Annotated in this window: 17 protein-coding genes; 10 read left to right on the forward strand and 7 right to left on the reverse strand. The window is 70.1% G+C overall.

Going from position 1 to position 18,563, the window contains the following annotated elements; all coding sequences use genetic code 11:
• Window positions 1-14 precede the first annotated feature (14 nt).
• From mrdA to ASC98_RS00910, 4 genes are all read left to right on the forward strand, one after another.
• Window positions 15-2,126 (forward strand): penicillin-binding protein 2, encoded by a 2,112-nt coding sequence (gene mrdA / locus ASC98_RS00895; protein ID WP_056803136.1) that lies wholly within the window; start codon window positions 15-17, stop codon window positions 2,124-2,126.
• Window positions 2,123-3,277 (forward strand): rod shape-determining protein RodA, encoded by a 1,155-nt coding sequence (gene rodA, locus ASC98_RS00900; protein WP_056803139.1) that lies wholly within the window; start codon window positions 2,123-2,125, stop codon window positions 3,275-3,277. Before mrdA ends, rodA begins: the two co-directional genes overlap by 4 nt.
• A gap of 87 nt (window positions 3,278-3,364) precedes the next feature.
• Window positions 3,365-4,288: an NAD(P)-dependent oxidoreductase gene (locus tag ASC98_RS00905; protein ID WP_056803143.1), complete on the forward strand. Its 924-nt coding sequence runs from the start codon at window positions 3,365-3,367 to the stop codon at window positions 4,286-4,288.
• 291 nt (window positions 4,289-4,579) lie between these two features.
• Window positions 4,580-5,470 carry a GyrI-like domain-containing protein gene (locus ASC98_RS00910; protein WP_056803146.1) on the forward strand — a complete coding sequence of 297 codons (891 nt, stop codon included), beginning with the start codon at window positions 4,580-4,582 and terminating at the stop codon, window positions 5,468-5,470.
• 18 nt (window positions 5,471-5,488) lie between these two features.
• On the opposite strand, the gene ASC98_RS00915 is transcribed toward ASC98_RS00910, so the two are convergent.
• The 4 genes from ASC98_RS00915 to ASC98_RS00930 form a co-directional block, all read right to left on the reverse strand.
• On the reverse strand, window positions 5,489-6,883 hold the full coding sequence (locus ASC98_RS00915; protein ID WP_056803148.1) for an MATE family efflux transporter: 1,395 nt from the start codon (window positions 6,881-6,883) through the stop codon (window positions 5,489-5,491).
• Between the two features lie 105 nt (window positions 6,884-6,988).
• Window positions 6,989-8,047, reverse strand: coding sequence for a patatin-like phospholipase family protein (locus ASC98_RS00920; RefSeq protein WP_056803150.1), 1,059 nt, complete (start codon window positions 8,045-8,047; stop codon window positions 6,989-6,991).
• Between the two features lie 30 nt (window positions 8,048-8,077).
• Entirely contained in the window at window positions 8,078-9,667 is a 1,590-nt protein-coding gene (locus ASC98_RS00925; protein ID WP_056819527.1) for a sensor histidine kinase, read from the reverse strand.
• The gene (locus tag ASC98_RS00930) at window positions 9,667-10,338 is read right to left on the reverse strand and encodes a response regulator transcription factor (RefSeq protein WP_056803153.1); all 672 of its coding nucleotides are present in this window, start codon (window positions 10,336-10,338) and stop codon (window positions 9,667-9,669) included. The genes ASC98_RS00925 and ASC98_RS00930 overlap by 1 nt, the downstream gene beginning before the upstream one ends.
• A 130-nt stretch (window positions 10,339-10,468) precedes the next feature.
• Here ASC98_RS00930 and recA point away from each other — a divergent pair, with 130 nt between their 5' ends.
• Window positions 10,469-11,596: a recombinase RecA gene (recA, locus tag ASC98_RS00935; protein WP_056803155.1), complete on the forward strand. Its 1,128-nt coding sequence runs from the start codon at window positions 10,469-10,471 to the stop codon at window positions 11,594-11,596.
• Between the two features lie 21 nt (window positions 11,597-11,617).
• Window positions 11,618-12,115, forward strand: a complete 498-nt coding sequence (gene recX / locus ASC98_RS00940; protein WP_056803157.1) for a recombination regulator RecX — start codon at window positions 11,618-11,620, stop codon at window positions 12,113-12,115.
• 66 nt (window positions 12,116-12,181) lie between these two features.
• Here the strand turns inward: recX and ASC98_RS29975 are convergent, their stop codons facing one another.
• Window positions 12,182-12,325 carry a hypothetical protein gene (locus ASC98_RS29975; protein WP_157597832.1) on the reverse strand — a complete coding sequence of 48 codons (144 nt, stop codon included), beginning with the start codon at window positions 12,323-12,325 and terminating at the stop codon, window positions 12,182-12,184.
• Window positions 12,326-12,448: 123 nt separating this feature from the next.
• Between ASC98_RS29975 and sugE the strand changes: the two genes are divergently transcribed.
• On the forward strand, window positions 12,449-12,769 hold the full coding sequence (gene sugE, locus ASC98_RS00945) for a quaternary ammonium compound efflux SMR transporter SugE (RefSeq protein WP_056803158.1): 321 nt from the start codon (window positions 12,449-12,451) through the stop codon (window positions 12,767-12,769).
• Between the two features lie 15 nt (window positions 12,770-12,784).
• On the opposite strand, the gene serA is transcribed toward sugE, so the two are convergent.
• A complete protein-coding gene (gene serA, locus ASC98_RS00950) occupies window positions 12,785-14,017 on the reverse strand; it encodes a phosphoglycerate dehydrogenase (protein ID WP_056804698.1) in 1,233 nt (410 codons plus the stop codon).
• A 135-nt stretch (window positions 14,018-14,152) separates the two neighbouring features.
• Between serA and ASC98_RS00955 the strand changes: the two genes are divergently transcribed.
• The 3 genes from ASC98_RS00955 to ASC98_RS00965 all read left to right on the forward strand — a co-directional run bounded on the left by ASC98_RS00955 (window position 14,153) and on the right by ASC98_RS00965 (window position 18,157).
• Window positions 14,153-16,351 carry a helicase-related protein gene (locus ASC98_RS00955; RefSeq protein ID WP_235581129.1) on the forward strand — a complete coding sequence of 733 codons (2,199 nt, stop codon included), beginning with the start codon at window positions 14,153-14,155 and terminating at the stop codon, window positions 16,349-16,351.
• 292 nt (window positions 16,352-16,643) lie between these two features.
• Window positions 16,644-17,249, forward strand: coding sequence for a ProQ/FINO family protein (locus ASC98_RS00960; protein ID WP_056803161.1), 606 nt, complete (start codon window positions 16,644-16,646; stop codon window positions 17,247-17,249).
• A 2-nt stretch (window positions 17,250-17,251) separates the two neighbouring features.
• Complete coding sequence (locus tag ASC98_RS00965) at window positions 17,252-18,157, forward strand: hypothetical protein (RefSeq protein WP_056803163.1); 906 nt, start codon at window positions 17,252-17,254, stop codon at window positions 18,155-18,157.
• A 101-nt stretch (window positions 18,158-18,258) separates the two neighbouring features.
• Here ASC98_RS00965 and ASC98_RS00970 read toward each other — a convergent pair whose 3' ends face one another.
• Complete coding sequence (locus tag ASC98_RS00970) at window positions 18,259-18,543, reverse strand: hypothetical protein (protein WP_157597833.1); 285 nt, start codon at window positions 18,541-18,543, stop codon at window positions 18,259-18,261.
• Between the last annotated feature and the right edge of the window lie 20 nt (window positions 18,544-18,563).

Raw genomic sequence — 18,563 nt, forward strand, 5'->3', positions numbered from 1 at the left:
CGCGCGGTCGTCCGATGACAGAACTCAAGAACGTCGAGCAGGAACTGGGGCGGTTTCGCACCCGGCTGCTCGCGGCCGCGCTGTTCGTGCTGTGCGCATTCGGGCTGCTGGTGTTCCGCCTCGTCGTGCTGCAGGTGATGCGCCATGACGAACTCTCGACGCAGGCCGAGAACAACCGCATCGCGGTCGTGCCGATCGTGCCCAACCGCGGGCTGATCGTCGACCGCAACGGCGTCGTGCTGGCCAACAACTACTCGGCCTACACGCTGGAGATCACGCCGACCAAGATCGACGACCTCGACGCGCTGATCGACCAGCTGTCGGAGGTGGTCGAGGTGCAGCCGCGCGACCGCAAGCGCTTCAAGCGGCTGATGGAAGAAACCAAGAGCAGCTTCGAGTCGCTGCCGATCCGCACCAAGCTGACCGACGAGGAAGTGGCCCGCTTCACCGCGCAGCGCTTCCGCTTCCCCGGCGTCGACATCAAGGCCCGGCTGTTCCGCAACTACCCGCTCGGCGAGGTCGGCAGCCACCTGATCGGCTACATCGGCCGCATCAACCAGGCCGAGAAGGAAAAGATCGAGGAGTCGGAAGACGACTCCAACTACCGCGGCACCGAGTACATCGGCAAGCTCGGCATCGAGCAGGCCTACGAGGCGCAGCTGCACGGCGCGACCGGCTTCGAAGAGGTCGAGACCAGCGCCGGCGGCCGCGCGGTGCGCCAGCTGAAGAGCAACCCGGCGACGCCCGGCAACACGCTGGTGCTGTCGATCGACATCCGGCTGCAGGCGCTGGTCGAGCAGCTGTTCGGCGACCGGCGCGGCGCGCTGGTGGCGATCGACCCGCGCAACGGCGAGGTGCTGGCCTTCGTCAGCAAGCCCAACTTCGATCCGAACCTGTTCGTCGACGGCATCGATGCCGAGAACTGGAAGGCGCTGAACGAGTCGGAAGACAAGCCGCTGCTGAACCGCGCGCTGCGCGGCGCTTACCCGCCCGGTTCCACCTACAAGCCGCTGATGGCGCTGGCCGCGCTGACGCTGGGCAAGCGCACGCCGCAGCAGGCGATCAGCGACCCCGGCTTCTTCTGGTTCGGCAACCACAAGTTCCGCGACGACAAGGAAGGCGGCCACGGCGTCGTCGACATGTACCGCTCGATCGTGCAGTCGTGCGACACCTACTACTACATCCTCGCCAACGACATGGGCGTCGATGCGATCCACGACTTCATGGCGCCGCTCGGGCTCGGCCAGATCACCGGCATCGACATGCAGGGCGAGCTGCGCGGCACGCTGCCGTCCACCGAATGGAAGCGCAGCAACTACAAGCGCAAGGAAATGCAGAAGTGGTACCCCGGCGAGACCATCTCGCTGGGCATCGGCCAGGGCTACAACACCTTCACGATGCTGCAGCTCGCGCAGGCCGAGGCGACGCTCGCGGCCGGCGGCAAGCGCTTCAAGCCGCACCTGGTGCGCGCGATCGAGAACGTCGAGACGCGCAGCCAGCAGACGCTGACCGGCGGCGCGCTGGAGCCGCTGCCGTGGAACCCCGACCACGTCGCGGTGATCCACCAGGCGCTGTACGGCGTCACGCAGGAGGGCACGGCGGCGCGCGCGTTCCAGGGCTCGCTGTACCGCTCCGGCGGCAAGACCGGCACGGCCCAGGTGATCCAGATCAAGCAGAACGAGAAGTACGACGCCAGCAAGGTCGACGAGCGGCACCGCGACCATGCGCTGTTCACCGCGTTCGCGCCGCTCGAAGAGCCGCACATCGCGATCGCGCTGGTGGTCGAGAACGCCGGCTTCGGCGCCGGCGCCGCCGCGCCGATCGCGCGCCGGGTGTTCGACTACGTGCTCGAAGGCCAGTATCCGAGCGAGGAAGACATCCTCGCGACGCGCGGCGGCCAGACCTACGCACCCATCGGCAAGCCGCGGCCGGCCGCCGGCGTGCCGCTGCCGGGCGTGTCGATCAACAACGTCGCGGCCGCGCCCACCGATGTGCCGCCGGCGCTGGTGGTGCCGGTGGCTGCGTCGGCACCGTCGCTGCTGATCTCGCCGCCGGCCGCGTCGGCGCCCTCGCCCGCCGCTTCGGCGGCTGCCTCTGCGGCCAGGCCCGGCCGGCGCGCGCCATGAGCGTCGTCTTCGAGAAACCCTCGGTCTGGCAGCGGCTGAAGCCGGTCTTCACCGGCTTCGACGCGCCGCTGTTGGTCGGCCTGCTGCTGCTCGGGGCGGCCGGGCTGGTGACGATGTACTCGGCCGGCTTCGACAACGGCTCGCGCTTCGTCGACCACGGCCGCAACATGGTCCTCGCGCTGATCATCCTGTTCGTCGTCGCGCAGGTGCCGCCGCAGCGGCTGATGCAGCTGGCGGTGCCGCTGTACGCCGTCGGCGTCGCGCTGCTGATCGCCACCGCGGTGATCGGCGTCACGAAGAAGGGGGCGACGCGCTGGCTGAACGTCGGCATCGTGATCCAGCCGAGCGAGATCATGAAGATCGCGATGCCGCTGATGCTCGCGTGGTGGTTCCAGCGCCGCGAGGGCCAACTGCGCGTGCTCGACTTCATCGTCGCGCTCGGGCTGCTGGCGGTGCCGGTCGGCATGATCGTCAAGCAGCCCGACCTGGGCACCGCGATCCTGGTGCTGTCGGCCGGCCTGTACGTGATCTTCTTCGCCGGGCTGTCGTGGAAGCTGATCGTGCCGGTGCTGCTGATCGGCGGCGCCGCGATCACCGCGGTGGTGGTGTCGGAGGACCGCATCTGCCAGCCCGACGTGGTGTGGCCGATGCTGCGCGACTACCAGAAGAACCGCGTCTGCACGCTGCTCGACCCGACCACCGACCCGCTCGGCAAGGGCTTCCACATCATCCAGGGGATGATCGCGATCGGGTCCGGCGGCATCGAGGGCAAGGGCTTCATGAAGGGCACGCAGACCCACCTGGAGTTCATCCCCGAGCGCACCACCGATTTCATCTTCGCGGCCTTCTCCGAAGAGTTCGGGCTGGTCGGCTGCGTGTCGCTGATCCTCGGCTTCACGTTCCTGATCTTCCGCGGGCTGGTCATCGCGGCCGATGCGCCGACGGTGTTCACCCGGCTGCTGGCCGGCGCGGTGACGCTGAGCTGGTTCACCTACGCGTTCGTCAACATGGGCATGGTCAGCGGCATCCTGCCGGTGGTGGGCGTGCCGCTGCCGTTCATCAGCTACGGCGGCACCGCGATGCTGACGCTCGGGCTCGGGCTCGGCATCCTCATGTCGATCTCGAAGAGCCGGCGGCTGATGCAGCGCTGAGGCCGCGCGGGTGCGGGCGGTGCGCGCCCGCGCGGTCCCTGCCGGCACGCTAAGCTTGCGCCTCGCCGCCACCACCGGACGACCCCCATGAGCCTGCAGCACCCCGCAGACGCCGTCTCCGCTCCTCACCCGGGCCTCGCCCGCTGCGTCGGCATCGTCGGCGTCGGCAACATGGGCGGCGCGATCGCGGCGCGGCTGTTGTCGCTCGGCTGGCAGGTCGCGGTGCACGACATCGACGACCGCTGCGAGGCGCTGGCGGTCGGCTCCGGCGCGATGGCCTGTGCGACACCGTCCGGCGTGGCCGCGACGAGCAGCGTGCTGATTGTCGCGGTCGTCGATGCGGTGCAGACCGAGGCGGTGCTGTTCGGCCCGCACGGCGCGGCGCGCGGGCTGGCGCGCGGCGGCACCGTGCTGCTGTGCCCGACCATCGCGCCGGCCGATGTCGAGCGCTTCGCCACCAGCCTGCACCGGCACGGCATCGCCTGCATCGACGCGCCGATGTCCGGCGGCCCCGACCGCGCCCGCGACGGCAGCATGAGCCTGATGCTGGCCGGCCCGGGCGACGCGATCGAGCGGCACGGCGCGCTGATCGACGCGCTGTCGTCGCGGGTGTTCCGCATCAGCGAGCGGCCGGGCGACGGTGCGCGCACCAAGCTCGTCAACAACCTGCTGGCCGGCATCAACCTGGCCGGCGCGGCCGAGGCGCTGGCGCTGGCCGAGCGCATGGGGCTGGACGTCGCGCGCACGCTGCAGGTCGTCGAGCAGTCGAGCGGCCAGAGCTGGATCGGCAGCGACCGGCTGCACCGCGCGCTGCGCGGCGACTACCTGCCGCGGGCGCACACCCGGCTGTTGAACAAGGACACCCACCTGGCGCTCGGCGTCGCGCGCCAGGCGGGCGCGGCCACCGCGCTCGGCGAGGCGGCGGCCGCGGTGTTCGCGCAAGCCTGCGAGCGCGGCTTCGCGGGGCTCGACGACGCGAGCGTGTTCGAGCTGCTGCGGCGAAGCGGGTGAGCGGGGGATATCGGGTATCAGCCCTGCTCCAGGCGCTCTATCCGGCCTTCGATGACACGCAGCAAGGCTTGTGCTCTGTTCAGCTCATCGTGAATCGCCCAACGGCCCTTGTGCGCCAGCGTTCTCTCGACAACGGCAGTCGTCCGGGTTGCTGCACGCTGAGTGGAGTGCGCCCGGCGAGGTGTTCCACGAAAATGCCGTGCGTGCATTTCCCCGTATGTCCAGTGTGTCGACCCCCGAACCGTTCTTGCTGGCAGGATGCAGCCCCATGACTGCGCTGCACTTCCTGCCGTGACCACCCGACGCCAACCCTGCGCCGACGCACCCGAGGCGCACCTGCGGCGCATGAACCGCGTGCTCGACCACATCGATGCACACCTGGCCGACGACCTGCGGCTGGAGACGCTGGCCGAGGTGGCGGCGTTCTCGCCCTTCCATTTCCACCGCGTGTTTCGCGCGTGGACCGGCGAGACGCTGCTCGACTTCGTGCGCCGGCGCCGGCTCGAGGCCGCCGGCGGGCGGCTGCGCCATGCGCCGCGCGACAGCATCACGGCGATCGCGTTCGCGGTCGGCTTCGAATCGGGCGAGGCGTTCTCGCGCGCGTTCAAGCAGCACTTCGGCATGACGCCGACCGCCTGGCGGCGCGGCGGGCAGCTGTTGTGGGAGCGCCGCCAGCGCATGGTGCGCACGCGGCCGGCGCCGATCGGCCCGCATTACCCGGTGGTGCTGAAGCAGCTGCCCGAGCGCGAGGTGCTGTACTGGCGGGTGCAGGGCCGCTACGACACGATGGTGTCGCCGGCCTGGGCCGCCTTCACGCCGCACATCGAGGCGCTCGGGCTGGCCGGGCAGCCGCGGCTGGGCATGGGGCTGGACGATCCGGACATCGCGCCGGTGTCGCGCTGCCGCTTCGATGCCTGCGTGGTGCTGCCGCCGAACTGGCACGAGCCGGTCAGCGGGCGGGTGTCGCGCAAGCGCGTGGCCGGCGGGCTGCACGCCTGCCTGGGTTATGACGGTCCGGGTCCGCTGATGCACCAGGCGTGGCGGCAGCTGCTCAACGACTGGCTGCCGACGTCCGGGCTGCTGGTCGGCGACGTGCCGTTCTTCGAGGTCTACCCGGCGGAGCAGGTGTTGCCGGCGGTAGAGGACGTCGTCTGCGAACTCTGCATGCCGGTGCAACGGTAGCCCGGCTGTCGATCCGGTTCACGTGGTGGCCAATCCGTGCCGCTGGCGCACGACGCGCCGGTGCGTGGCCCGCGCCGACGGCACCCAGCCGTGGCGGTACCAGCGCGCGGCCATCGTCAGCCCGCGCAGCCATTCGTCGGCCGCATAGGCGATCCACACGCCGACCAGCCCGAGTTCGAAGTACACGCCGAGCAGCCACGCACCGCCGGCCATCACGAACACCATCGACGCGGCACCGGCCATCACCGGGAACTTCGCGTCGCCGGTCGCGCGCAACGCGTTGATCACGACCAGGTTGAAGGTGCGCCCCGGCTCCAGCAGCACCGTGATCCACAGCAGCGTCGTCGCCGCCTGGATGATGTGCGGGTCGTGCGTGAAGAGCTGCATCGTCCAGCGCGCCGTCAGCGCGCCGACCAGCGCGAGGCTGGTCGACACCACCAGCCCCCAGCGCAGGCTCTTGCGCACCAGGCGGTGCGCCGCATGCAGCTGGCCGGCGCCGATCAGGTGCCCGACCAGGATCTCGCTGGCGAAGCCGATCGCGAGGCCGAACACCAGGATGAAATACATGATCTGCATCGTGTAGCTGTGCACCGCGAGCTCGGCCGCGCCCATGCGCGCGACCAGCGCGATCGTCACCAGCAGCGCGAGCCGGTAGGCCACGTTCTCGGCCGCCCCGGGCAGCCCGATGTGCAGCACCGGCCCGAGCCGGCGCCAGCGCATCACCCACCAGTCGCGCGCGCTCGGCACCAGGTTCAGCCGGCGCTGCCACAGCCACAGGTGGAAGCCGACGCCGAACGCGCGGCTCAGCGCCATCGCGAGCGCGAAGCCCGGCAGCCCGAGCCCCGGCACCGGGCCGAAGCCGGTCATCAGCGGCGTGCAGATCAGCAGGTGCAGGCTGTGCATCGCCAGCATGTTCATCAGCGTGTCGCGCGCATGCAGGTGGGCGCGCATCACCGACGACATGCTGGCGTTGAATGCGTCGAGCGCCAGCGCGACGGCCAGCACCCGCAGGTAGGGCCCGGCGATCGGCAGCACGTCGGCCGGCGCGTTCAGCAGCGCGAGCAGCGGGTTCGCGCAGGCCGCCACCACCAGCCCGGCGCCGAGGCCGAGCCAGGTGCTCGCGCCGAGCGCGGCGCGCGCGGTCTGGTCGGCCCCGAGCCGGTTGCCGGCACCCAGGTTCTGCGTGATCACCACGCTGACGCCCATGCTGATGATGCGGAACAGCAGGAAGAACGAGGCCTGCACGTTGTTCGCGAGCGCGAATGCGCCGGACGCGGTGTCCGATTGCCGCGACGCGAGCCACAGGCCCGTCAACCCGACCAGAAGACCGAGCACCAGCTCGGCCAGCAGCGGCCAGGTCAGCGCGATCAGGCTCGGGCGGTGCAGCGGGGCGGTGGGCGGGGTGGCGGACATGGTGCGGGCGGCGCGAAAGCGCGATCATCGCCGCAAACGGTTGCCCGGGCCTGTCAGGTCTTGCGTCGGTCCGGCGCCCGGCCCGCTTGACGCCCGACATGGAACCTACTTGTGCTTCTTCGGGCCCCGCAGGAACTCGCGGTCGACGTCGAGCGTCGACTTCACGCCGATGTCGGCGCGGTGCTTCTTCAGCCAGTTCGTCGCCGCCGCGCGGCCGAGCGCGAACAGGTCGTCGAGGAAGGCGCGGTCGGTGTTGAACTTGCTGTTCGCGCCATAGGGCCCGAGGCCGTCGTCGTCGGCCACCATGTGCAGCCGCAGGTCCTTGTAGCGCCCCGGGTCCAGTTTGCCTTCGCGCACCAGCCGCGAGACGAACGAGATCGCGCGCATCTCCGACATCAGGCTCGCGTTGAAGGTGATCTCGCTGAGCCGGTCCATGATCTCCTCGCTGCGCGTCGGCGTGCCCTCGCGCACCAGCGGGTTGATGCGCACCAGCAGGATGTCGAGCGCCGCGGTCTGGTAGATCAGCGGGTAGATCGCCGGGTTGCCGGTGTACCCGCCGTCCCAGTAAGGCTCGCCGTCGATGTGCACCGCCTGGAACAGGAACGGCAGGCAGGCCGACGCCAGCAGCACGTCGACCGTGATGTCGCGGCCGGTGAACACACGCGCCTGGCCGGTCGTCACGCTGGTCGCGGTGATGAACAGCCGCAGCCCGCTCGCGTGCACCGCGTCTTCGTCGACATGCCGGCGCAGCACGTCGCGCAGCGGGTTCAGGTTCAGCGGGTTGAATTCGTAGGGGCTGAACGAGCGGAAGAACGAGCTCATCCACTGGTAGCCGGGCAGCTTGTCGAGCTTGAAGTTGTCGCTCAGCGAATGGGCCTGGCTGGCCGAGAACGGCGAGAAGATCGAGCCGGAGCGGCTGACGTCGCGCCAGAACTCGGTCAGCGCCTCGCGCGCGCCGTCGCGCCCGCCCTTCCGGTAGCCGCTGGCCATCACCGCGGCATTCAGCGCGCCGGCGCTGGTGCCCGAGACGCCGCTGAAGTGCAGGCCGTCGTCTTCGAGCAGCCGGTCGAGCACGCCCCAGGTGAAGGCGCCGTGCGAGCCGCCGCCCTGCAGCGCGAGGTCGAGGCCGAGCGAAGCGGGAGCGTGTGGTTCGTGAACTGCCATCGGAAATGCCTCGGGTTAACCCGGGGCAGTCTAAGTCGGATGGGATTCGCCCATGTTTCCGTCGGTCACCGCGCCGTCACCGGTCGCAGCCTCGGCCGGCAGCTGAACCGGGAAGCGCACCGTGAAGCGCGCCCCCGGCCCGAAGGCCACGCCGCCCTGGTCGCTCAACCCGGGGCGATGCCGCAGGTTGGCGTCTTCCAGCGTGATCTCGGCGCCGTGCTGTTGCGCGATCTCGCGCACGATCGCGAGCCCCAGCCCCGAGCCGTCGACGTTGGTGCCCAGCGAGCGGTAGAACGGCTGGAACACCTTGTCGCGCTCGCCGGCCGGGATGCCGGGGCCGGAGTCCTCGACCTGCACCACCACCACCTGGCCGAACGGGTCGTCGACCGCCCGCACCGTGACCGTGCCGCCTTCGGGCGTGTACTGCAGCGCGTTGTCGACCAGGTTGCGGATCAGCTCGCGCAGCAGCACCGGCTGGCCGGAGACCGACAGCCCGGCCGCGCCGCGCCGCGCGGTATACGCCGTATCGGGGCCTTCGTAGCCGAGGTCGATGCGCTTCTCCAGCGCGCGCGGCACGAAGTCGTGCACCGCCTCGGCCGCCAGCCGCGCCAGGTTGACCGGCTGGCGTTGCAGCGCCTGCGACGCGTCTTCGGCGCGCGCCATCGCGAGCAGCTGGTTGACCATGCGCGCGGCGCGCTGGCTCGAACGCGCGATCTGCTGCAGCGACTTCTTCAGCGCCTGCGGGTCGCGCTCGCCGGCGTCGATCTCGCGCTGCGCCAGCTCGGCCTGCGTGCGCAGCCCGGCCAGCGGCGTCTTCAGCTGGTGCGCCGCGTCGGCCAGGAAGTGCTTCTGCGCGCCGATGCTGCGGTCCAGCCGGGCCAGCAGGTCGTTGATCGCGCGCACCAGCGGCGACACCTCTTCCGGCGCGTCGCGCTCGTCGATCGGGCTCAGGTCGTGGCTCTCGCGGCGGCGGATGCGCTGCTGCAGCTCGTTCAGCGGCGCGATGCCGCGCGCGAGCGCCAGCCACACCAGCAGCACTGCCAGCGGCAGGATCACGAACTGCGGCAGCATCACGCCCTTGATGATCTCGGTGGCCAGCCGCGAGCGCTTGCCCAGCGTCTCGGCCACCTGCACGATCGGCGGCTCGACGCCGGCCGGCGCGGCACCGGCGGCGCTGCCCGGTAGCCCGATCCGCACATAGGCGATGCGCACCGGCTCGCGGTTGATCTCGTCGTCGCGGTAGCGCACCACGCCGGGCGCCGCGCGCTCTTCGTCGTTGGGCATCGGCAGCGTGCGGTCGCCGCTCAGGTACTGGCCGTCCAGGCCGAGCACCTGGTAGTACAGCGTGTCGGTCTCGTCGGTGTGCAGCAGCTCGGCGGCGCTCGCCGGCAGCGCGAAGCTGGCCGACGGCAGCGTGCCGCCGCCGGCGTCCTGCACCGTCACCTGCTGCGACAGCACGCGCGCCATCTCGCCGAGCTGGCGGTCGAAGGGCTTGTTGGCGATGCCCTGCGCGACCAGCCACGTCAGCACGACGCTCATCGGCCAGAGCAGCAGCAGCGGCGCGAGCATCCAGTCGAGGATCTCGCCGAACAGCGAGCGCTGTTCTTTCGTCGCTTTCATCAGGCTGCGATCTTCTCCAGGCAGTAGCCGAGCCCGCGCACCGTGGCGATCCGCACCGGGCCCTGCTCGATCTTCTTGCGCAGCCGGTGGATGTAGACCTCGATCGCGTTGTTGCTGACCTCTTCGCCCCATTCGCACAGCCGCTCGACCAGCTGGTCCTTGCTGACCAGCCGGCCGGCCCGCTGCAGCAGCACCTCCAGCAGGCTCAGCTCGCGCGCCGACAGCTCGACCATCTGCTCGTTCAGGTAGGCGACGCGGCCGGTGGCGTCGAAGGTCAGCGGACCGTGCCGGATCACGCTCGACGCGGTGCCCAGGCCGCGCCGCGTCAGCGCGCGCACGCGGGCTTCGAGCTCCTGCAGCGAGAACGGCTTGGCCATGTAGTCATCGGCACCGAGGTCCAGGCCCTGCACGCGCTGCTCGACGCTGTCGGCCGCAGTCAGGATCAGCACCGGCACCGCCGAGCCGCGGGCGCGCAGCTTGCGCAGCACCTCCAGCCCGTGCAGCTTCGGCAGGCCGAGGTCGAGGATCAGCAGGTCGAACTCGTGGGCCGACAGCGCGGCGTCTGCCTCGGTGCCGCTCGCCACATGGTCGACCGCGTAGCCGCCATTGCGCAGCGAGCGCAGCAGCCCGTCGGCCAGCACCTGGTCGTCTTCGGCGATCAACACCCGCATGGCTGCCTCCAGTGCGGCGCATGAACTCGGCCGCTGCCGGGATTGTAGGGAGGGGTCCGCGACCGGCAGAAAAGACTGTACAAACATCCAGCCTTTGCGATAATCCGCGCAACTCAAGGAGATCGCCCCCATGGATGCCCCCGTCAAAGTCGCCACCCTCAATACCGAAAAGGCCAAGGCCCTGCAGGCTGCGCTGGCGCAGATCGAAAAGCAGTTCGGCAAGGGCTCGATCATGCGGCTCGGCGAAGGCGAGGTGATCGAAGACATCGAAGTCGTCTCCACCGGCTCGCTCGGCCTCGATGCCGCGCTGGGCGTCGGCGGCCTGCCGCGCGGCCGGGTGGTCGAGATCTACGGCCCTGAATCGTCCGGCAAGACCACGCTGACGCTGCAGGTCATCTCCGAAATGCAGAAGCTCGGCGGCACCTGCGCCTTCATCGACGCCGAGCATGCGCTCGACACCTCGTACGCGCAGAAGCTGGGCGTCAACCTGCAAGAGCTGCTGATCAGCCAGCCCGATACCGGCGAGCAGGCGCTCGAGATCGTCGACGCGCTGGTGCGCTCCGGCTCGGTCGACCTGGTGGTGATCGACTCGGTCGCGGCGCTGACGCCGAAGGCCGAAATCGAAGGCGAGATGGGCGATTCGCTGCCTGGCCTGCAGGCCCGCCTGATGAGCCAGGCGCTGCGCAAGCTCACCGGCACCATCAAGAAGACCAACACGATGGTCATCTTCATCAACCAGATCCGCATGAAGATCGGCGTGATGTTCGGCAGCCCCGAAACCACCACCGGCGGCAACGCGCTGAAGTTCTACGCCTCGGTGCGCCTCGACATCCGCCGCATTGGCAGCATCAAGAAGGGCGAAGAAGTCATCGGCAACGAGACCAAGGTCAAGGTCGTCAAGAACAAGGTCTCGCCGCCGTTCAAGACCGCCGAGTTCGACATCCTCTACGGCCAGGGCATCAGCCGCGAAGGCGAGGTGATCGACATGGGTGTCGAGGCCAAGGTGCTCGAGAAGTCCGGTGCCTGGTACGCCTACAACGGCGAGAAGATCGGCCAGGGCAAGGACAACGCCCGCGAATTCCTGCGCGAGAACCCCGACCTGTCGATCGAGATCGAGAACAAGGTGCGCGACGCGATGGGCATTCCGCTGCTGCCCACCGGTGGCGGCGCAGCGCCGGCCGCCGATGAGGCGAAGCCGGCCAAGAAGGCTGCGAAAGAATTGAAAGAGCCGAAGGAACCGAAGGAAGCCCGCGAGTAAGCGGCCGACGTCGGCGGGCCGATGATGCGGCAGCGGCTGTCGCTGCGTGGGCGCGGCGTGCAGTTGCTGTCGCAGCGCGAGCACAGCCGCCAGGAACTGCGGCGCAAGCTGCTGCAGCACCTGCGGAAGGCGCAGTCCGACACGGACACCGACACCGAGCCTGAGCCGGCCGATGCCGACCAGCAGGTCGACGAGGTGTTGTCCTGGCTGCAGGACAAGGGCTACTTCAGCGAGCAGCGCTTCGTCGAGAGCCGGGTCCATGTGCGCGAGGGCCGCTACGGCAACCTGCGCATCCGCCAGGAGCTGGCGCAGCACGGCGTCACGCTGGGTGCCGACCAGGCGCAGCACCTGAAAGAAACCGAACTGGCACGTGCCCACGAGGTGTGGGTGCGCAAGTTCGGGGTCGCGGCCCTCGACCCGGCGGGCCGCGCGAAGCAGCAGCGGTTTCTCGCGAGCCGGGGCTTCTCGGCCGAGGTGATCCGCCGCGTGGTGAAGGGCGACGTGGACGAAGCGGCCTAGTGCGAACCAGCCTGGTGCGAACCGGCCTTCCGAGGCCGTCGTCGCCCCACGCCGTTCAGAACGAGATCAGGCGGCTGCCTTCTTGCCTGCCGGCTTCGCGGTGGTGGCTGCTTGTGCGGCGGCCTCACGCGCCAGGCGCTCCTGTTTCTTCGCGTCCTTCGCACGCTTTTGCTTCACACGGCGGATTCCGCGGTCCTTGTCGGCGCTCATGCCAATCTCCAATGGGTTGAAAGAGCCGAGGTTTTACCACCTCCGGCGCCCCGCGCGACGCACTGTCGGCACGGACGCGCCAACGCTGGTACAACCCGGGCTCACCACCGACGAGGACTGCGCATGAACTGGATCATCCTGGTGGCCGCCGGCCTGTTCGAGATCGGCTGGGCGATCGGCCTGAAGTACACCGCCGGCTTCACGCGCCTGTGGCCGAGCGTCGGCACCGTGGCGGCGATGGTCATCAGCGTGTGCCTGCTCGGCTACGCGATGAAGTCGCTGCCGGTCGGCACGGCCTACGCGGTGTGGGTCGGCGTCGGCGCGGTCGGTACCGCGGTCCTCGGCATCGTGCTGTTCGGCGAGCCGGCGTCCACCGCGCGGCTCGCGAGCCTCGCGCTGATCGTGGCCGGCATCGTCGGGTTGAAGCTCGCGAGCCCGGCGTGAGCTGCGCCCGCGGTCTCAGTACAACAGCCGCGAGCGGATCGTGTCCGGCAGCGACGCCAGGTCGGCCAGCGCCGCCTCCGGTGCTGTGGTGTCGACGTCGATCACGACGTAGCCCACCTCGTCGCGCGTGCTCAGGTACTGCGCCGCGACGTTGATGCCGGCTTTCGACAGCCGCTCGTTCACCCGCGCCATCACGCCCGGCACGTTGCGGTGGATGTGCAGCAGCCGGCTGCGGCCGGTGTGCTCCGGCAGCGCGACCTCGGGGAAATTGACCGCCGACGTGGTCGATCCGTTGTTGCTGTAGCGCACCAGCTTGGCCGCGACCTCCTTGCCGATGTTGGCCTGCGCCTCCAGCGTCGAGCCGCCGATGTGCGGCGTCAGGATCACGTTGTCCATGCCGACCAGCGGCGATTCGAAGCGCGCGTCGTTGCCCTGCGGCTCCTCGGGGAACACGTCGATCGCGGCGCCCAGCAGGTGGCCGTCCGTCAGCGCCTCGGCCAGCGCGTCGATGTCGACCACCGTGCCGCGCGAGGCATTGATCAGGTGCGCGCCGCGCTTCATCGCGCGGATCTGCGCCCGCCCGATCAGGCCCTTGGTCGACGGCAGCTCCGGCAGGTGCAGCGTGACCACGTCCGACGCGCCGAGCACCTCGTCGAGGCCGTCCATCGCGCGCGCATTGCCCAGCGGCAGCTTGGCCTCGACGTCGTGGAAGACCACCGCCATGCCGAGCTGCTCGGCCAGCACGCCGATCTGCGTGCCGATGTGGCCGTAGCCGACGATGCCGAGCGTCTTGCCGCGCACCTCGAACGAGTTCTCGGCGCTCTTGGTCCAGCCGTTGCGGTGCAGGATCGCGTTCTTCGCCGGGATGCCGCGCATCAGCATGATGATCTCGGCCAGCACCAGCTCGGCCACGCTGCGGGTGTTCGAGAACGGCGCGTTGAAGACCGGCACGCCCAGGTCCATCGCTGCGCGCAGGTCGACCTGGTTGGTGCCGATGCAGAAGCAGCCGACCGCGGCGAGCTTCGGCGCGGCCTTCAGCACGTCGGCCGTCAGCTGGGTGCGCGAGCGGATGCCGAGGAAGTGCGCGTCGGCGATCGCCGCGTGCAGCGCATCGCCGGCCAGCGCCTTCGCATGGGTGACGACCTGCGAGTAGCCGTCGCGCTTCAGCACGTCGACGGCGGACGCGTGGATGCCTTCGAGCAACACGAACTTGAGCTTGTCCTTCGGGACCGAGAGTCGGGGGTTCATGCGCCGATTGTTGAGCAGCCGCAGCGGCCCCATGCGGTGGAAGGGCATGCGCGCCGGCGGGCGCCCGGGGCACACCGGTTAGAGTTCCGGGGCTTTTCCCGCCGTACCCCAGCCTTTGTGAGTGCCTCCCCCACCGTGAATCTTCCCAACCCGCGCCATGCGGCGCGCGTGCCCGCGCACGTTTCGCCCGAGCAGCTCGCCCGCATCCGCCAGGCCGCCTATGCGCTGCCCCAGGTCGTCAAGCCCGCCGATTATTTCGATGAACACGCGTCGGGGCTCGACGAGCGCCTCGACAAGCTCGGCCTCGTGCTGCTGCAGAAGGCGGTGGCCGGCGCCCGGCCGAGCCGCTGGATCGCACCCGACGTGATCGACGCGGCGCTGCAGCACCTGGACGAGGTCGGCAACGGCCCCGAGGTGCGCACCGTGATGCTGGACCGCACCGCCGCGCTCGACGCGCTCGGCATCGCCCGCGAAGGCGGCCGCTGGACGCGCCTGATCAGCCAGCCGCTGCAGCTGGCCGACGTGAACTGGCGCGTGCCGGTGATGTTCCGGATCCCGATCGCGTCGGAACCGGTGTGGGCCTTCTTCCGCAACGGCGACAAGCCGGCGCTGCTGGCCGCGCTCGGCCCGATCGAAGCCTGGCCGCACGCCGGCGAGGTGCAGGCCGCGCTCGAGGCGCTGGTGCAGCGCAGCCGCGCGCACAACCCGCGCCACCTCGACATGCTGCTGCCGCGCCTGCTGGCCGAATGCGCAACGCCGCAGCCGGTGGCCGACCTGCGCGCCGCCTGTGTGCGCGCGCAGGAGCGCTGGGAACACCAGGTGTCCGAGCTCGACACGCTGGCCGGCCTGAACAGCGAGCTCGCGTTCCAGGGCTACCCCGACACCTTCGTGAAGGCGCGCCGCCTGCAGCGCAACGTGACGCTCTACGTCGGCCCGCCGAACAGCGGCAAGACTTACGCCGCATTCGAACAGCTGGCGCGCGCGCACGACGGCGCCTACCTGGCCCCGCTGCGGCTGCTGGCGCTGGAAGGCCGCGACCGACTGGTGGGCCGCGGCGTGGCCTGCTCGCTGCTCACCGGTGAAGAGAACGTGCCGGCCGAAGGCGCCGGGCTGGTGTCCAGCACCATCGAGATGGTGAACACCAGCAAGGTGGTCGACGTCGCGGTGATCGACGAAGCCCAGATGATCTTCGACCCGTACCGCGGCTGGGCGTGGACGCAGGCGATCGTCGCGGTGCCGGCCAGCGAGGTGATCATCATCTGCTCGGCCTATGCGGTGCCGGCGATCGAGAACCTGCTCGGGCTGTGCGGCGAGCGCTGCAGCGTCCGGCACTTCGAGCGCAAGCAGCATGTGCAGCTGATCGAGGCGCCGGTGCCGATCGGCGCGCTGACGAAGGGCGATGCGGTGGTGGCCTTCAGCCGGCGCGACGTGCTGACGCTGCGCGACCAGATCGCCGCCGGCGGCCACCCGGTGTCAGTGATCTACGGCGCATTGCCGCCCGAGGTGCGCCGGCGCGAGGCCGAGCGTTTCGCGCAGGGCGAATCGCATGTGCTGGTCGCCACCGACGCGATCGGCATGGGCCTGAACCTGCCGATCCGGCGCGTGCTGTTCAGCACGATGAGCAAGTTCGACGGCCAGGGCGACCGGCCGCTCGATGAATCCGAGGTGCACCAGATCGGCGGGCGCGCCGGCCGCTTCGGCATGCATGAAGAGGGCTTCGTCGGCGTGCTGAAAGAGGCCGAGCCGCAGGCGCTGCGCATGCTGAAGGAACGGCTGCCGCGCACGCCGCGTGCGCCGCGCGACTTCAAGGCGCCGGTGGCGCCGAACGGCTGGCATGTGGACACCATCGCGTCGCGGATGCGCAAGACGCAGTTGCGCGAGGTGCTGGGCGTCTTCATGGAGCAGCTGAAGCTCGACAACGCGCACTTCGCCGTGGCCGAGCTGGAGCAGATGCTGGAACTGGCCGAGCAGCTCGACCGCAGCGCCGCGAAGCTCACGCTGAAGGAGCGCTTCATCTACGCGCAGGCGCCGGTGGACACCCGCACCGTCTCGCAGGTGCAGGAGTTCCTCGACTGGAGCAGCAGCCATGCGCTGACCGGCCGCGCCGGCTCGCCATGGTTCCTGCAGGACGTCGACGGCCACAGCCGGCTCGACCGCATGGAGCAGGCGCTGCGCTCGTGCACGCTGTGGCTGTGGCTGGACCTGCGCTTCCCCGGCGTCTACGGCAAGGTCGACGAGGTGACGGCATTGCGCAGCCAGCTGAACGACGGCATCGAGCGGCAGCTGAAGGGCAAGCGGCCGCTGGCCCAGGTGCGCCACCGCGCGCGGCGCTGAGTGCCCGGCGCCCCTCACCCCCTGACACACCGACTTCGCCACACGGCGTCACAATCCCCTCCTTTCCCGCTTGTCGCTTCACCCCATGAGTTCAACGCCCCCTTCCCCGGCCACGCCAGCGGCAGAGTCGCCCGTCGACGACACCTCCGTTGCCGACACGTCTGCTGCTGCCGGCGCGCCTGTCGACGCGCCCGCCGAGGTGCCTGCCGAGGTGTCTGCTGAAGCGTCAGCGGAAACACCCGCCGAAGTGCCTGACGCGGCGCCCGCGAAAGCGCCCGCCAAGGCCCCGGGCATGAGCCCTGCCGCCTGCGCGCAGGCGCTGCGCCAGCGCTTCCCCGCGCTGTTCGACGGCCCGCCGAAGCCGCTGAAGCTGCGCACCCACGTCGACATCGAAGCGCGTGCCCCCGGCGTGTTCAGCAAGCAGGTGCTGACGGCGTTCTTCCGCCGCTACACCGGCAGTACCTCGTACCTGCTGTCGGTGGCCCGCGGCCGCCAGCGCTTCGACCTGGACGGCAAGCCCGGTGGCGAGATCAGCGACGAGCACCGCCAGATCGCGATCGACGAGCTGACGCGGCGCGGCGTCGGCCTGCAGTCGCGCCGCGAGCTCGAAGAGCAGCAGCGGCGCAACCGGGCCGGGCTGCTGTTCGACTACGAACGCACGACGCTGACGCGGGCCAATTTCTGCGTGCTGAAGCAGGTCGCCGAGGAAGAACTCGACGGGCTGCTGGAGATCGCCCGGGCCGAGGCGGCGCAGGACCAGGAGCGCCGGCCTGCGCGCGATGCCAAGCCGCCGCGAGATGCCAGGCCGCAGGGCCGTCCGCCTGCGCAGCGGCGCGACGGGCCGCCGCCCGGTCCGCGCGGACGCGGGCCGCGCCAGGGCGACGACCGGCGGCGATAGAGGTGGACGCCCTGGACACCGCCGCGCCGCCGGACGCCGGCGAATGGGGTGACTTCGCGGCCGACCTGGACATCGCGTACGCCTACCGCCAGTTCGCCGACAAGACGCGTGAGCAGGCGCTGGCACTGTTCGAGCAGAGCGACGTGCTGTCGCGTGCCGAAGACCTGGGCGCGATGCCGGCCGGGCCGTTCCGGTTCTACATGCCGGTGTTCCGCGACTTCGTCGTGTCGCCGCGCATCTTCGAGATCAACCAGGGCCTGTACGCGTCGACCGCGGCCGATGCGTTCCTGAACCTGATCCTGCGGCGGCTCGAGGACGAGCCCGACGCCATCGTGCCGCTGATGCCCGAGCTGCTGCCGGCGGTCGAGTACCTGGCCGAGCACCAGGCGCGCTACGACGCCGACGAAGACGTCTACGGCAGCTTCTTCGACGTGCTGGCGGCGATCCGCGAAACGCTGCGCGTGCTGTCGGGCGGGCCGGCGCAGGCCGGTCCACCGGCGCGCTACCTGCACCTCGTGCCCGGTGCGCGGCTGCCCGACCTGGCGGCGCTCGCGCCGTTCCGGGCGGTCGTGATGATCGATGCCAAGCTGACGCTGACCTGGCAGATCGAGGTCAGCAACTGGCTGGTGCAGGACGGCTGCCTGCACGTGATGGCCTGGGGCAAGGACGCGAGCCTGTGGGACCACTCGGTGGCGATGGCCAACCTGGAGCACTTCGATTTCGGGCCGATCCCGAAGGCGGCGCAGGTCGTCACGACGTCGCACGAGGTCGAGTCGCTGGGCGAGGTGCTGTGGTTCTGCAAGAACTGCGCGAACCACCCGGAGGTCGCGCTGCAGCACACGGTGCTGATCGAGATCAGCGATGTGGGGGACGAGGAGATGGTGCTGCAGGCGTACGCGGTGGCCTGAGGCGCGCCGCTCCCGTTCCGTTCGCCCTGAGCAGGGACCGAGCCTGCCGAGGGCCCGTGTCGAAGGGTTTGTGCCGAAGCGCACCGACGGCTCCCGCGCCCTCACGGCGCGCCGTCGAACCGCTCCCCCAGACGCTCGGCTTCCTCTGACACCAGCAGCAGCGCAGTGATCGCCATCCGGCGCAGCGCGTCGTGTTGCCTGCGGTCGAGCTGAGGCGCCTGATCATCGGCCAGCGCCCAGGCGTCCTGCTCCGAGAGTTCAAGCAGGTGGCGCGTGCCGTCGGTGATGTCGATGACCTGGGCGAGCAAGCGACTGATGCGCCGACTCTCGATGGCGCGAGACCGTTGTTTGACCCTTCGACGCGAAGTGGGAGCGGGGTCGGCCATGCGCAAATTCTTCCTCTTCA

It is taken from the genome of Rhizobacter sp. Root1238, assembly GCF_001425825.1.
Taxonomy (GTDB): domain Bacteria; phylum Pseudomonadota; class Gammaproteobacteria; order Burkholderiales; family Burkholderiaceae_C; genus Rhizobacter.

Bases quoted from the DNA above. Each gene is read 5' to 3' on its own strand.
- mrdA (WP_056803136.1), top strand. From the start codon at position 15: ATGACAGAACTCAAGAACGTCGAGCAGGAACTGGGGCGGTTTCGCACC.
- rodA (WP_056803139.1), top strand. From the start codon at position 2,123: ATGAGCGTCGTCTTCGAGAAACCCTCGGTCTGGCAGCGGCTGAAGCCG.
- ASC98_RS00905 (WP_056803143.1), top strand. From the start codon at position 3,365: ATGAGCCTGCAGCACCCCGCAGACGCCGTCTCCGCTCCTCACCCGGGC.
- ASC98_RS00915 (WP_056803148.1), bottom strand. From the start codon at position 6,883: ATGTCCGCCACCCCGCCCACCGCCCCGCTGCACCGCCCGAGCCTGATC.
- ASC98_RS00920 (WP_056803150.1), bottom strand. From the start codon at position 8,047: ATGGCAGTTCACGAACCACACGCTCCCGCTTCGCTCGGCCTCGACCTC.
- ASC98_RS00925 (WP_056819527.1), bottom strand. From the start codon at position 9,667: ATGAAAGCGACGAAAGAACAGCGCTCGCTGTTCGGCGAGATCCTCGAC.
- ASC98_RS00930 (WP_056803153.1), bottom strand. From the start codon at position 10,338: ATGCGGGTGTTGATCGCCGAAGACGACCAGGTGCTGGCCGACGGGCTG.
- recA (WP_056803155.1), top strand. From the start codon at position 10,469: ATGGATGCCCCCGTCAAAGTCGCCACCCTCAATACCGAAAAGGCCAAG.
- recX (WP_056803157.1), top strand. From the start codon at position 11,618: ATGATGCGGCAGCGGCTGTCGCTGCGTGGGCGCGGCGTGCAGTTGCTG.
- ASC98_RS29975 (WP_157597832.1), bottom strand. From the start codon at position 12,325: ATGAGCGCCGACAAGGACCGCGGAATCCGCCGTGTGAAGCAAAAGCGT.
- sugE (WP_056803158.1), top strand. From the start codon at position 12,449: ATGAACTGGATCATCCTGGTGGCCGCCGGCCTGTTCGAGATCGGCTGG.
- serA (WP_056804698.1), bottom strand. From the start codon at position 14,017: ATGAACCCCCGACTCTCGGTCCCGAAGGACAAGCTCAAGTTCGTGTTG.
- ASC98_RS00960 (WP_056803161.1), top strand. From the start codon at position 16,644: ATGAGCCCTGCCGCCTGCGCGCAGGCGCTGCGCCAGCGCTTCCCCGCG.
- ASC98_RS00970 (WP_157597833.1), bottom strand. From the start codon at position 18,543: ATGGCCGACCCCGCTCCCACTTCGCGTCGAAGGGTCAAACAACGGTCT.